Annotated in this window: 13 protein-coding genes; 7 read left to right on the top strand and 6 right to left on the bottom strand. The window is 33.7% G+C overall.

What is annotated here, in order from left to right; genetic code table 11:
- Window positions 1-67 precede the first annotated feature (67 nt).
- The 3 genes from H5T45_01235 to H5T45_01225 are packed head-to-tail and all read left to right on the top strand — an operon-like array spanning window position 68 to window position 2,996.
- Entirely contained in the window at window positions 68-1,837 is a 1,770-nt protein-coding gene (locus H5T45_01235) for a hypothetical protein (GenBank protein MBC7128340.1), read from the top strand.
- On the top strand, window positions 1,824-2,606 hold the full coding sequence (locus H5T45_01230) for a serine/threonine protein phosphatase (protein ID MBC7128339.1): 783 nt from the start codon (window positions 1,824-1,826) through the stop codon (window positions 2,604-2,606). Before H5T45_01235 ends, H5T45_01230 begins: the two co-directional genes overlap by 14 nt.
- Window positions 2,607-2,639: 33 nt before the next feature.
- Window positions 2,640-2,996, top strand: coding sequence for a DUF4870 domain-containing protein (locus H5T45_01225; GenBank protein MBC7128338.1), 357 nt, complete (start codon window positions 2,640-2,642; stop codon window positions 2,994-2,996).
- A gap of 2 nt (window positions 2,997-2,998) precedes the next feature.
- Here the strand turns inward: H5T45_01225 and H5T45_01220 are convergent, their stop codons facing one another.
- The 5 genes from H5T45_01220 to H5T45_01200 are packed head-to-tail and all read right to left on the bottom strand — an operon-like array spanning window position 2,999 to window position 7,328.
- Window positions 2,999-3,409, bottom strand: coding sequence for a hydrogenase maturation protease (locus H5T45_01220; GenBank protein ID MBC7128337.1), 411 nt, complete (start codon window positions 3,407-3,409; stop codon window positions 2,999-3,001).
- On the bottom strand, window positions 3,406-4,680 hold the full coding sequence (locus H5T45_01215) for a Ni/Fe hydrogenase subunit alpha (protein MBC7128336.1): 1,275 nt from the start codon (window positions 4,678-4,680) through the stop codon (window positions 3,406-3,408). Before H5T45_01215 ends, H5T45_01220 begins: the two co-directional genes overlap by 4 nt.
- The gene (locus tag H5T45_01210) at window positions 4,677-5,459 is read right to left on the bottom strand and encodes a sulfhydrogenase 1 subunit delta (protein ID MBC7128335.1); all 783 of its coding nucleotides are present in this window, start codon (window positions 5,457-5,459) and stop codon (window positions 4,677-4,679) included. The genes H5T45_01215 and H5T45_01210 overlap by 4 nt, the downstream gene beginning before the upstream one ends.
- On the bottom strand, window positions 5,456-6,301 hold the full coding sequence (locus H5T45_01205; protein ID MBC7128334.1) for a cytochrome-c3 hydrogenase subunit gamma: 846 nt from the start codon (window positions 6,299-6,301) through the stop codon (window positions 5,456-5,458). Before H5T45_01205 ends, H5T45_01210 begins: the two co-directional genes overlap by 4 nt.
- Window positions 6,294-7,328 carry a 4Fe-4S dicluster domain-containing protein gene (locus tag H5T45_01200; GenBank protein ID MBC7128333.1) on the bottom strand — a complete coding sequence of 345 codons (1,035 nt, stop codon included), beginning with the start codon at window positions 7,326-7,328 and terminating at the stop codon, window positions 6,294-6,296. The genes H5T45_01205 and H5T45_01200 overlap by 8 nt, the downstream gene beginning before the upstream one ends.
- A 589-nt stretch (window positions 7,329-7,917) precedes the next feature.
- Between H5T45_01200 and H5T45_01195 the strand changes: the two genes are divergently transcribed.
- From H5T45_01195 to H5T45_01180, 4 genes are read left to right on the top strand one after another with little or no spacing between them, the layout of a single operon-like run.
- Window positions 7,918-8,133 carry a small nuclear ribonucleoprotein gene (locus tag H5T45_01195; protein ID MBC7128332.1) on the top strand — a complete coding sequence of 72 codons (216 nt, stop codon included), beginning with the start codon at window positions 7,918-7,920 and terminating at the stop codon, window positions 8,131-8,133.
- Between the two features lie 13 nt (window positions 8,134-8,146).
- Window positions 8,147-8,305: a 50S ribosomal protein L37e gene (locus H5T45_01190; GenBank protein ID MBC7128331.1), complete on the top strand. Its 159-nt coding sequence runs from the start codon at window positions 8,147-8,149 to the stop codon at window positions 8,303-8,305.
- Entirely contained in the window at window positions 8,298-9,677 is a 1,380-nt protein-coding gene (purF, locus tag H5T45_01185) for an amidophosphoribosyltransferase (GenBank protein MBC7128330.1), read from the top strand. Before H5T45_01190 ends, purF begins: the two co-directional genes overlap by 8 nt.
- 29 nt (window positions 9,678-9,706) lie before the next feature.
- Window positions 9,707-11,242: a hypothetical protein gene (locus tag H5T45_01180; protein MBC7128329.1), complete on the top strand. Its 1,536-nt coding sequence runs from the start codon at window positions 9,707-9,709 to the stop codon at window positions 11,240-11,242.
- On the opposite strand, the gene H5T45_01175 is transcribed toward H5T45_01180, so the two are convergent.
- Window positions 11,239-12,510 carry a DUF1743 domain-containing protein gene (locus H5T45_01175; GenBank protein MBC7128328.1) on the bottom strand — a complete coding sequence of 424 codons (1,272 nt, stop codon included), beginning with the start codon at window positions 12,508-12,510 and terminating at the stop codon, window positions 11,239-11,241. The two genes, H5T45_01180 and H5T45_01175, sit on opposite strands and share 4 nt — an antisense overlap.
- Between the last annotated feature and the right edge of the window lies 1 nt (window position 12,511).

Below are 12,511 nucleotides of genomic sequence, written 5' to 3'. Positions count from 1 at the left end.
CATTATTTATAACTTTTTTGTTAATCTTCTAAAAATGTTTTTATATTCTAAATTAATTAAACTAAAAATGAAGAGGACAAATTTATTATTGCTAATAATATTTGCATCAGCGGTAATCATAAGAGCAATCCCTATAATTTTATATGGGGCATGGGGAAATGACTTTGGGATATATTTTTATCTGACGAAAAAATTTATTGAAACAAGAGATATTTTTATAAATTATACGGGATGGGGCTCATCTTATAATTTTTTCCCGACTTTATATATATCAGCCTCAATCTTATGTTTTTTTGGAATGAATGAGATTTATGCCCTTTCCATCATCGGACCTATTTTTGGGGGGCTTTGCATTCTTATATTTTATTTCATCGCAAGAGAAATTGGCTTTGAAAAGAAACTTTCCTTAATGTGCTCAATAATACTTGCTGTTCTTCCAGTTCATGCATACCAAACATCTCATTCCGCTCCTCTTACAGTAGGACATTTTTTCCTGCTTGTTTCTTTTTTATTTTATCTAAAAACAAAGAAAGATGGCAGATGGTATATTCCCCTATATATTTCAACCATTTTGCTTATATTTTCCCATCATCTCACAACCTATTTTTACCTAATATCAATAATTTTTGCTATATTCTGGAGTGAAATTAAAAATAATTCATGGAGCAAAAATATTGTAAAAGATGTTTTTTATGTATTATTTTCTCTTACATCAACATTCCTGTATTGGGCATTTATTGCCAAACCAGTTTATCTTTTTATGGAAGGAAAACATCTTTCTCCACTTGAAATAATAATTCTTTCATATGTGCTATTTCTTTTATCATTCATATTTATAAAACTAAGAAGAAAATATTTTGTTTTTAAAAAAATTGAATTTGAAAATGATTTCCTGACATTTTCGATGGTTCCATTGATAACAATAATCTGCGTGGCAGTCGGGCAATTCCTCATCTTGGGATACATCTCAATTAAATTTGTTGCTTTTTCAATTCCATTCTCCCTTATAGGCGGCTTCGGCGCAATAGGATGGAGAAAAACAGAAAATAATTATATAAAGGGATGGCTTCTTGCAATTTTTTCATCAATAATTTTTTCCATATCTTTTGATTTAAAATCATTATACATCGAAAGACATATCGAATACTTAAGTGAGCCACTCGCAATATTTGTAGGATACGGCATAAGTTATGTAGCGAAGCATATCAAAAGTTATGAAATATCTACCACAAGAAAAATAAATTTTTCATACAATGCATTTGCAATATTTATTTCAATTCTTTTGATAACAAATGTTGCAAGTATATATCCTCTCGGAGAATATTCAGCAAACATATGCGAGGGAATTCCAGAAAGCACGATTAATTTAATTGAATGGATGAATAAAAGTATATCAAAAGATAACTTAATATTATCTGACCACAGAATATCCAATCTTTTATTTGCATATGGTTTTAACACAACATACGATAAGAATGGTAATACATGGTGCCAATATAAAATATGGACTGAAGATGACTGGAGAAATTGCATAGATGAGCTATCTTTTGAAGGAGAAAGAATATCCTATATTGTAATAGATGACATAATGGTAAAAAAAGGAGTTGTAATTGATGTTTATAAATCTATTGCCATCACTAATGCTTCATATGAAAAATTTCAGGAAATGCCATTTAAACTTATATACAGAAATTGCACATACAAAATTCCCTTAGAAAAAATAAATTCAACAATTGATTGCATGGACTATAAAAATGAGGAAATCATGAAGAATGTGTTGCACTGGGCTGAAATTTATGAATTAGATTGGAATTACATTGAAAATGAATTATCTTGAAATAGCAAGAAAGATAATGGAAAAGGAGCCTTCTCTTCTTCGCCTAAATGGAAAAATAATGCTCGCCGGCGACACACACGGGGATGCAGTGGTTGCAAGGGAAATTGTAAAAAGATTTTATGAAGAAAAATTTGATTTTCTTATTTTTCTTGGTGACTATGTCGATAGAAATCCGCCGGATGTGAGTGTTTCTGAAAACATAGATTTTTTGCTCGAAGAAAAATGCAAAAATCCAGATAAAATTTTTTTGTTAAAAGGAAATCACGAAGCAAACTATGCAATTCCATGCTATCCAAATGATTTTGAGATTGAAATGGGGGAAAAATATGCTGATTACGCAAAAGTTTTCAGAGAGATGCCTCTCGCCTGCCTGCTGAACAATGTTTTTGCTTCTCATGGGGGAATAATTAAGGATAAAAAAATCGAAGAAATTGATAAAAATGATATTCACGACATAGAAGCAATTACATGGAGTGATCCAGAAATTGCAAATCTTTATAGAGGAGCGGGAATAAGCTATAGCCAGAAGGATTTAGATGAATTTCTTGAAAATATAGGAGCAAAAGCATTTATAAGAGGGCATGACTACAATTTGAATGGAATAATTGTTTATGAAAAATGCCTTACTATATTTTCCTCTCGCATATATAAAAATGAAGGAAATAAAGGTGTGCTTATTGCAAAAATTTATGGAGAAATAAACAGCATGGATGACATAGAAATTGAGGACATATATAGTAAAGAAAAATATAAGGCAAAGAAAATATAGAAAAAGTATTTATTTATGGTTTATATACTTGTTATGGCAAAAACATCTCTTGGTTTGGAAGAAAATCTGGAAGGGGCTTTATGCTATGTGCTTGGATGGATTACTGGAATAATTTTCTATATACTGGAAAAAGATAATAAATTTGTAAAATTTCATGCAAAGCAATCAATATTTACATTCCTGCCTTTATGGATTTTATCCATAATTTTTGGGGGCTTTTTTGGTTTGAGTTTCTGGTACTGGTATGGGCTATGGTACATATTTACAGTTATATCATGGATTATATGGATATTAATTTTTATACTCTGGATAATTCTTATTTTAAAAGCTTACCAAGGAGAAATGTTCAAACTTCCAATAGTTGGAGATATTGCAGAAAAGGGCTTATAAAATTATTTTAACAACTCTTCTATCTTTTCTATTGCTTTCTCAATCATTTCTTCGCTATATGTCACTCTATCAAAACTTTTTGCTGGTATTCCTATAAGATGCAATTCCTCGGGCGAAAAGCCAGCCTCTTTTAAAATTTTTATCGCTTCAACTGGCGAAATGTAATGGGCGTGTTCGCTCCTTGCTTCGATATTAAAAATTTCATCATTTTTCAAATGTATAATATTATCTACTCCATAAAAAGCATCAACAACTATTACCCTTTTTTCATTTTCATATTTTCTCAAAATTTCAAAAACATCTGTTCCAAGGAAAAGCATTCTTGCATTTATTCTTGAAATAGCTTTTTTATAGCATTCATACCCTGCAGAATCATCTCCATTTTCACTTCCAAGAAAAACAACAAGATTCATTTTTTAACTGCATGAACACTGCAAGAAATGCACGGGTCATAAGCTCTTATTGCCATCTCAACCTTTTTCCCTATAAGCTCTACATCTCTATAACCATTATTCCACATACCTCTTGCCATGTTTTCAGCATCTCTTTCCATCATTGGCAAAAACATTGCGGTTGGTGTTATTACATTCATATATTTTACAATTTCATCTTCTATTTCTACTTCATATATAAGTATCCCTCTTGGGGCTTCAGTAACAGCAAAACCATGTCCGCTTTTTCCTCCTTTTGCCTTTTCCTCTTTCTTTATCTTAATTTTTTCAGCAATTTCAACAATTTTTTCTATAAAATAAACCATTTCTACTGCCTGAGCAAAATTATTTGCAAAACAATTGTCAGCCCTGATGAAATTTGAATATTTATTAAGCAAATCTTTTGCACTCCCATCAATCAAACTTCCATTATTTACAAGCCTTGACAGGGCGCCCACCATAAAAGGTGAATTTTTATAATAGCTCCCTTTCGAAAATGAATAGGGAATAACTCTTTCCTCTATATTGTTCTTATATTCGTTTATTTTAAATTTATTTCCATCAGAAGCAACTATTTCATCCCCATAAACTCCATAGCCAGAATATGGTTTTATTGATAGATGATTTCTTTCCATATTCATAAAAGATGGATATTCATATTCAACCATAAAATCAACTAATTCAATGGATGCTCTAACTGCTTCTTTTCCACCATATATTATTTTTTTAATTTCTTTTTCTTCTGGCAATTTACCAAATCCTCCAACAACTGGATTTTCTGGATGTATCTCCCTTTTCCCTATAATCTCCTGAACCATTGCCCCAAAATTTTTCAGCAACAGACCTTTCTTCATCAAATCTTGATAATTTTTAGCCATTGAAAATGCATCCGCAAATCCAAGATAATCAGGTAAAACAAAAAGAAGGAGATGGAGAGCATGGCTTTCAACAACATTTCCAAAATATAGCATATTTCTTATTTCTTTTGTCTGCTCGCTAACCTCAATTGAAAGAGCATTTTCTATTGCTTCTATAGGAGTTAGTTTATGAGGTATGGAACAAAAACTGCATATGCGGGAGCATATTGATGGCACATCTTCATATTTTCTATTTCTTGCAAGAACCTCAAAAAATCTTGGCCCCTCTGTAACATTTATTCTTGCATTTATCTTTTCACCTATCTCAACAACAACGCCTGCCTTCCCTTCTATCCTTGCGAGATGGTCATTTCTTATTTCCCTTTCTATTTTCATCCAAACACCTTCTCAATAATTTCCTCGATTTTTTCGCTCTGCTTGCAGAATATTTCCATTCTCTTCTTTATCTCCTCTTTATTAATTCCCCTATTTTTGAATGTAATTGCAAGTGAATCAAACCAAGCGACATTATGCTGTAATGCACCCCTGCAACCAATGCAAGCAACATTATGAGCGGGGCACCTTGCATTGCATCCCGCAACTATTATTGGACCAAGACATGGTTCATTTTTTTCTATAAGCAGGCACGGATAACCATTTCTTCTGCATTCAGCACATACAGGATAGTCCTTTTCTTCAGGATATGTTCCCATGCCAAAAGTTGCGAGATAATAAACTACTTCATTCTCTTCTGGCGGGCAACCTGGCAAATTATAATCAACCTTTATATATTTCTTTAATGGCTCTCCAATTTTTGCTTTATAATCAATTGAATTTTCTCCATAAACTTCCTTAAAAATTTTTTTATAATCCTCACCTAATAGCGAGCCCTGCACTCCTCCATGGATTGCGCATGAACCCATTGCAACAACAATTTTTGATTTTTCCCTTATCATTTTAATCTCCTCCTCATCCTTCTCTGTTGTGACACTCCCTTCAACAAATGCTATATCACACTGCTCTATTTCCCCTTTACTTGACATCATCTTCCAGCAAACTATTTCAAAATTGTTTGAAATTTCTAAAATATCTTTTACGCTCGCCATTCTTAGCTGGCAGCCATAGCAGGAAGTTAATCCATATATTCCAATTTTTAGTTTCATTTTTTCCCTCATATAAGTCCAGATACTGAAATTATATCATAATAACCGAATACTGGTCCATCTATGCATATGTACTTTAGAAATGTTGATGAACCCGCAATACAATGCCCGCATTTTCCGACGCCACATTTCATTCTTCTTTCAAGAGTAACATATATGTTACGAGGATTATACCCCCCTTCTATTAACTTCTCAAAAATTTCATGATAAACCTGAGGTGGCCCGCACACACACACATAGGAATTTTTAGGATTGGTGTTTGCATGTCTTATGTGCTCCTGCGCCCTGCCAACCCAGCCAGGCCAGTCGGGGTCGCGTGTAACCGTTTGAATTATTCTTATGTTTTCTGCTTCCGCCATATCGCGCATTGCCTCGAGCTCCTTTCTGAAAAGAAGCTTATTTCCTGTTCTTGCGCTGTTTATAACTGTAATATTTCCAAATTTCCATCTGTTATCGACAGCATACATAAAGACTGAGCGAAGGGGAGCCATCCCAATTCCACATCCTATAAGCAATAAGTCCTTTTCCTCAAATTTCTGAACTGGAAAACCGTTACCATATGGACCTCTTACTCCTGCAATATCCCCTGGCTTCATTTCGTGTATTTTTTGGGTAACTCTGCCTGCGGTTTTTATGCATAATTCAAAAAAGCCCTTTCTCATTGGTGAAGAGCATATTGAAATTGGCACTTCTCCAACACCGGGAAGAGTAAGCTGAACAAATTGCCCGGGAATAAAGCCCCATTTTTCTGCTATTACAGAATCTTCGAAGCGAAAAAGAAATAATTTTTCCTCATCCGTCAAATCATAAGTTCTGAGCACCCTGCATTTATAAACTGAATAAACATTATCCATGTATCACCTCATAATTGCTTCTTATTTTGTCCAGATTTTTTTGAAAGTCAATGTTTGCCGGGCAGAAATATGTGCAGTTTCCACACCCTACACAATAGGAAGTGCCAAGCGGATAGAAGTAAGAATTCTTGCACACATATCTATTAAAGAATCTATCCTTCTTTGTTTCCCTGAAATTGTGCCCGCCCGCCACAAGCCCGTGGCTCCTGAACTGGCATGAATCCCAGAATCTTATTCTCTCACCGCTTTTTAAATTTATTCTCGGTATATCCTGCACATCATAGCATCTGCATGTTGGACATGTCATTGTGCAGTTTCCACACCCAAGGCATTTTTCACTTTCTTCATCCCATAACCTATCATTTGCTGTTAATTCAAGAATGTAGCGAATGTTATCAAAGCTTCCCTGATATTTAAATGATTTTTGCCTTCTTTCTTCAAATTCCCTAAAAGCATCTATGTCTTTTTGCTCAACGCTCTTAAACAATTCTATATTTTCATCAACAATTTCGTGCCCTCTCTGACTTCCGACCCTTATTAAATAGCCATCTGGCAATTCATGAAAAAACAAATCAAACCCTATATCTACAAAATCAGTTCTTCTTAAATTGCAAAAACAGTATTCATCTGGCAAACAACTAAGCCCTATTATTATTCCTGCCTTCCTCCTTCTTGCATAATATATATCAGGATAAACATTTAAATATACTCCATCGAGAATTCGAAGCCCGACAATCTCGCAGGCATGAGCCCCAAATATAACAAATGGCTCAATCTTTTCCAGATTTTCCCTATATTCATTTTTTTCAATATCTATATCAAACATTTTTTCGCATGTTGGCAGGAAATATTTTTTAAGAGGCAACAATGTGCGCTGATAATCAAACGCAATTTCTTTTACATCCTCTATTTCTTTCCTTAGATAAAATTTATCAGATATCTTAACAGGAGCGTAAAGCTTTCCATATTTTTTCAATTTTTCAAGAAATTCATATGTCCTATCTTTTTCTATCTTTAAATATCTCATTTCAAGTAGGGATAAAAATTGTGTATATTAATTTTTCTAACATGTGAAGGTGCTGTTAAATTTAGCATTGCATTACCTCCTGCAAATGCTACTATGAATCTTTCATGTTCATTATCCATTTTTACCCCTCTACAATAAAAAAACTGGGGATTTTTTGGATAAACTCTGATGGCTCCGTATCAAATTATAATAGAAAACATAAATGGAAAACCAGAGCTTCACATGTTTTATTTTCCATCTCTTGCTTGGAAAATAGGTATCAAAATGTTCTATCTTTTCAGTATCAAATACCATGCCCTTCCATCTGTTTTGCATCGCACACAATAGGGCATTTTATCTGCGATGCTATTTTTCAATACACTCCGAATTTGTGCAGCCAGTTCCATATGGCAGTTCTGCTTCTCCTTACGAATATATGAATTCCACTGGTTTTATCTCTCATAACGATACATTTTTCTTTCAATAATTGCATCCCTTTGCATTTATCACCAAATGCATTCTATGGGATGCATATTTTTACCGAAAATTTTGGTTAAGTTAAAAGCATCGAATAAAGCAAAAATTTATTAACTCCTATTTATACAATAACATGAAACCTTTGGAATTAATTCATTCAAGCATTGAGAAAAGGGTGGTTGTTGAGATTAAGGGCGATAAAGAATATCGAGGCATACTTGAAGGATATGACCACCCTCACCTTAACTTAATACTCAAAAACGCAGAGGAAATAATAAATGGGGAAAAAAAGAGGGATTTGGATAAGGTTATTGTAAGGGGAGACAATATAATATATATAATGGCTTAAGAGGAGTGATAAAATGGGTAAGGGAACACCTTCAAAAGAAGGAGGAAAAAAGACGCATATTGTATGCAGAAGATGTGGAAGGCATGCTTATCATGTAAGGAAAAAATACTGTGCCTACTGCGGATTTGGCCGCTCTAAAAGATTGAGAAAATATAACTGGAAAAATGAATGAAAAATGTGGGGTTGTCGCAATTTCATCCCGCAAAAATGTAGCTGAAAAAATATATTTTGCTCTCGTAGCAATGCAGCATCGCGGGCAAGAGGCGGCGGGAATGGCATTGTATGATGAGGGAATAAAATTATATAGGGGGGTAGGACTGGCTGAGGAGGCTTTTAATAAAACAAATTTTGAAGAGCTGAAGGGGAGCGAAGGAATAGGACATGTATATTATTCTATAAAGATTTCTACCCCAGAAAATGCCCAGCCTTTCAGCCTACATACTTCTGCTGGTGACATTGCAATTGCCCACAATGGAATAATCGTAAATTCATCTGAAATAAAAGAGGAAATGATGAAGAAGGGATATAATTTTGTTTATGGAAGCGAGGAGGAAGCAATTGCTTACATGCTTTCTGATTATCTTAGGGATGTAAATGTTGAAAAAGCTATAAAAAGAATTATAAAAAGAATAGAGGGTTCTTATTCATTTACATTTATGATAAACAATAGAGTTTTTGGTTTAAGAGATCCTCTCGGAATAAAACCTCTTTGTATTGGAAAAATAGATGATGGCTATATCATATGTTCTGAATCTGTTGCAATAGATGCTCTTGGAGGGGAATTTGTAAGGGATGTTGAGCCAGGTGAGCTTGTAGAAATAAAGCCAAATGAATATAGAAGCTATATTCTTTCAAAGGAAGAACATAAAGCACACTGTTTTTTTGAGTATGTATATTTTGCAAGAGCAGACTCGCTTATCGATGGAGTTGATGTTTATAAAACAAGAGAAAAATTGGGAGAAATTCTCGCTGAGGAAAGTCCAGTAGATGCTGATTATGTTGTTCCAATTCCAGATTCTGGAAGGGCTCATGCATATGGCTATTCAAAAGCAAGTGGCATCGCTATGGCGGAGGGGCTTATGAAAAATAGGTATATTACAAGAACTTTTATAATGCCCTCTCAAAATGTAAGAGAAAGGGCTGTTTTGCTCAAATTAAATCCTGTTAGAAGTATTATAAAGGATAAGAGAATAATTATTGTTGATGACTCTATAGTAAGAGGAACAACAATGAAAAAAATTGTTAGATTGCTCCGTGATTATGGAGCAAAAGAAGTGCATGTAAGAATCGCATCTCCTCCGATAATCGCTCCCTGCTATCTTGGGATAGATATGACAACAAGAGAGCAATTAATAGCATCAAAAAGAAGTATAGAAGAGATAAGAAAGGAAATAGATGCGGATACACTTGCTTACATATCAATAGATGGAATGATTAAAGCAATTGGAAAAGATAGGAAAGATTTATGCCTTGGATGCATAACTGGAGAGTATCCTGTAAAAATTAAAGGAGAAAAGCAAAGATTTCAAAATGTGCTAACATGAAAAATAAAATCTTTGTTATAATTATTATCATGTCTATTATTATTTTAGCATCTTTCCTTTTTTTAAAAAATCCAAAAAAGGAGGGAATAGAAATAAAGCTAACTCCAAAAATTTTATATATTGAAGAGGGAAAAAATACAAATTTAACATTAACTATAGAGGGAAACGCAAGCAGCGCGGAAATAACCTGGCGCATTGAGGCAAATGAAAGCACTGGCAGACTTGAGAAAAAAAATGATTATTGCGAAGATAACAGAAGGATTTTGGAGATGAATTATTTTGCACCCTATGATGTGAATGAAGAGGAATACAAGGTTAAGATAATTGCAATTGTAAGAGTTGGAGAGTATGTCATAGAAGATTTTGCAAGTTTAGTTATTTATCCAAAAATTTATGAAACTGAAATAAGTTTAAGTTGTAGCAGAAATGAGATTGTTGCTGGAGAAACTTGTCTTTTTAAGGCAAGCCTAATTTCAAGAGAGGAGAAAAAGCCGATTGAGAATGCAAGCGTGAAATGGAGTTTTTTTGTTAAAGGAAAAAAGTTTATTGAAAAAATTAGTTATACGGATAAAAATGGATTGGCGGAAGTTCCTTTCTTTCTTTCAAATGTTAATGAAACATCAGAAGTTGAAATTTTTGCTGAATATGAAAGAAATCTTTCTGGCTATATAGATTATGAAGGATGTAAAACAAGCATAAAAATATCGATAATTCCTGAAAAATCAGGCGATTTTCCTATTGTTCTTATTCATGGATGGGTTGGAAGCGTAAGTCCCGCACTTTTAAATTATACATGGTGGAACCTAACACAAAAATTGCAGGAAAAAGGATTTAAGGTGCTTGATTTTGATTTAAACAAGCCAGGAATACAATGGCTTACTTATGAGCCAGAATGGAGTGAGCACCATATTCCATGGATTGCTGCAAAAGTATCCCAAAAAATAAGGGATGCTCTTGTTTTAAATGGCTATCCCACAAATCAAACAATAGATATAGTTGCTCATAGCATGGGTGGTCTTATTGCAAGATTTATGGCTGAGCATTATATGTCAGATGTAGATTACTGGAATGATAGCTGGGATGGAAATGGTAATCCATGGTATGGAGATGGAGATGCTGATGTTGCAATAGGACCCCACCAAATAGATGATTTAATTGTTGTTGGCACGCCCTGCCATGGAGTTCCACCAAATATAAATGAATATTTTTTGAAAAACATAATAAAATATGCATATTTTCCATGGTGGATTGCTCAAGTTCCAGATATGATTTATAATTCTCCTTTCTTACAAGCAATGGGTTACAATACAAGCGATTTAATTGATTATTATGCAATTGGAGGAGACATAGGTATTATTTTTGGAGATTTTCCAAGAGATTTTGATAACGATGGTATAGCCCACTACTCAGATGGTTTATGCCCCACAGAAAGCCCTTATATCGAAGGAAAACCACTCTATATTTTGGAAGGGGCAGCATGGCCTCTCGGAAAAGAAGATCACATTTCGCTAATTGCAATAAATGAAAGAGTTCATGATTATATAATAGAGCATTTAATAAATTAAAATCTTTTTAGGGGTTTTGAGAGGTGGCGCCTTGCCATTACTGGAACCTCATATATTCCTGGTTTTGGTCTTTCTATTTTTATATACCTTGCATCTTTTTCGCCGGCTTTTTTCCCGCACTTGGGGCAGCGGTATCCCTTATTTTTTCCAATTGATTTCATATGCTTATTGCAATTTTCGCAAAAAGGATTTTCTATTTTTTTATATATCTCAACAACTTTTTTTATTTCTATTTTTTCTATATTTATTGTAAACGGCTTCTCTCTAACCCCCCCATAAACAATCACTTCATCTCCTTGCTTTAATTTTTCTATTAATTTCCTGAAATTTTTTGTGGGCTCATATGCTGCGCAATCTATTTCCCTTCCATTAATTATTGAAAATATTAAATGCCCTCCTTCTATGTGAAATGGCTCTTTTTTAACCTTTCCTTTTACAATCACAGATTCATATGGTTTTATTTCTTCTATTTTCTTTCTCTGCAAATGCTCATCAGTTGCTTGATTTGTTTCAAAAATAAGCCATCTCTCGATAGGAGAGGAAACCAAAATTTTCATTGCTTCCTTTAAATCTTCCGCATTTTCCCCTCTTATCCCATAAAATACAGGAGAATTTGCTTTCGGAAAAATTGCTATATAATCATTTTCATAATCATAATTGTTAAATGTGGAAGGAAATAACCTGTCCATTTTTATTACGCTTTCTTTTTCAATATATTTTTTACCACTTGTATAAGTAAGGAGTTCATATGTCCTATCATATGGTTTCCATGAAATTGCTGAAGAAGCCCCAACCAATCCTATTTCTCCTCTATAACATCTATATTTTGCTCCATTTTCCTGTAAAATTTTTTTAACTTCTTTCACTGAAACAATTTCTTTTACCGCTTTGCTGTATAATTTTCTGCTGAACTTTCTCTTGCTCACTACCCATGCAGGATTTGCTTCCTCGCTTGATTTTTCTCTTATAATTCTATCAACAACCTCTATTATATCCTCTTCATCTGCTTCCTTCTTTTTCTTTTCATAAATATATATTTTTTCACCAATTTCCCCAATGCAATTTTTTCTACCTCCTCCAATTCCAACCTGAATGGCAATCGTAGCATTTCCTCTTGTCTTCCATAAAATATTTGGGTTCAACCTAACAATGCGGGGATAACCAATTAAGTCATATCCCAAGGAAACAATATCTTTTATAATTTCAGTTGCAACAAAAGTTGTGCATCCTTTGTTTAGAGCATCTGTATCATCTATTCCAATCCACACA

It is taken from the genome of Thermoplasmatales archaeon (assembly GCA_014361245.1).
Taxonomy (GTDB): Archaea; Thermoplasmatota; E2; order UBA202; family JdFR-43; genus JACIWB01.
The sequence above is the reverse complement of the archived record's forward strand: the minus strand, read 5'-3'. Positions and strand labels throughout refer to the sequence as shown.

Excerpts from the sequence above, each read along its gene's own strand:
- H5T45_01235 (MBC7128340.1), top strand. The coding sequence starts at position 68 with ATGAAGAGGACAAATTTATTATTGCTAATAATATTTGCATCAGCGGTA.
- H5T45_01230 (MBC7128339.1), top strand. The coding sequence starts at position 1,824 with ATGAATTATCTTGAAATAGCAAGAAAGATAATGGAAAAGGAGCCTTCT.
- H5T45_01225 (MBC7128338.1), top strand. The coding sequence starts at position 2,640 with ATGGCAAAAACATCTCTTGGTTTGGAAGAAAATCTGGAAGGGGCTTTA.
- H5T45_01220 (MBC7128337.1), bottom strand. The coding sequence starts at position 3,409 with ATGAATCTTGTTGTTTTTCTTGGAAGTGAAAATGGAGATGATTCTGCA.
- H5T45_01215 (MBC7128336.1), bottom strand. The coding sequence starts at position 4,680 with ATGAAAATAGAAAGGGAAATAAGAAATGACCATCTCGCAAGGATAGAA.
- H5T45_01210 (MBC7128335.1), bottom strand. The coding sequence starts at position 5,459 with ATGAGGGAAAAAATGAAACTAAAAATTGGAATATATGGATTAACTTCC.
- H5T45_01205 (MBC7128334.1), bottom strand. The coding sequence starts at position 6,301 with ATGGATAATGTTTATTCAGTTTATAAATGCAGGGTGCTCAGAACTTAT.
- H5T45_01200 (MBC7128333.1), bottom strand. The coding sequence starts at position 7,328 with ATGAGATATTTAAAGATAGAAAAAGATAGGACATATGAATTTCTTGAA.
- H5T45_01195 (MBC7128332.1), top strand. The coding sequence starts at position 7,918 with ATGAAACCTTTGGAATTAATTCATTCAAGCATTGAGAAAAGGGTGGTT.
- H5T45_01190 (MBC7128331.1), top strand. The coding sequence starts at position 8,147 with ATGGGTAAGGGAACACCTTCAAAAGAAGGAGGAAAAAAGACGCATATT.
- purF (MBC7128330.1), top strand. The coding sequence starts at position 8,298 with ATGAATGAAAAATGTGGGGTTGTCGCAATTTCATCCCGCAAAAATGTA.
- H5T45_01180 (MBC7128329.1), top strand. The coding sequence starts at position 9,707 with ATGTCTATTATTATTTTAGCATCTTTCCTTTTTTTAAAAAATCCAAAA.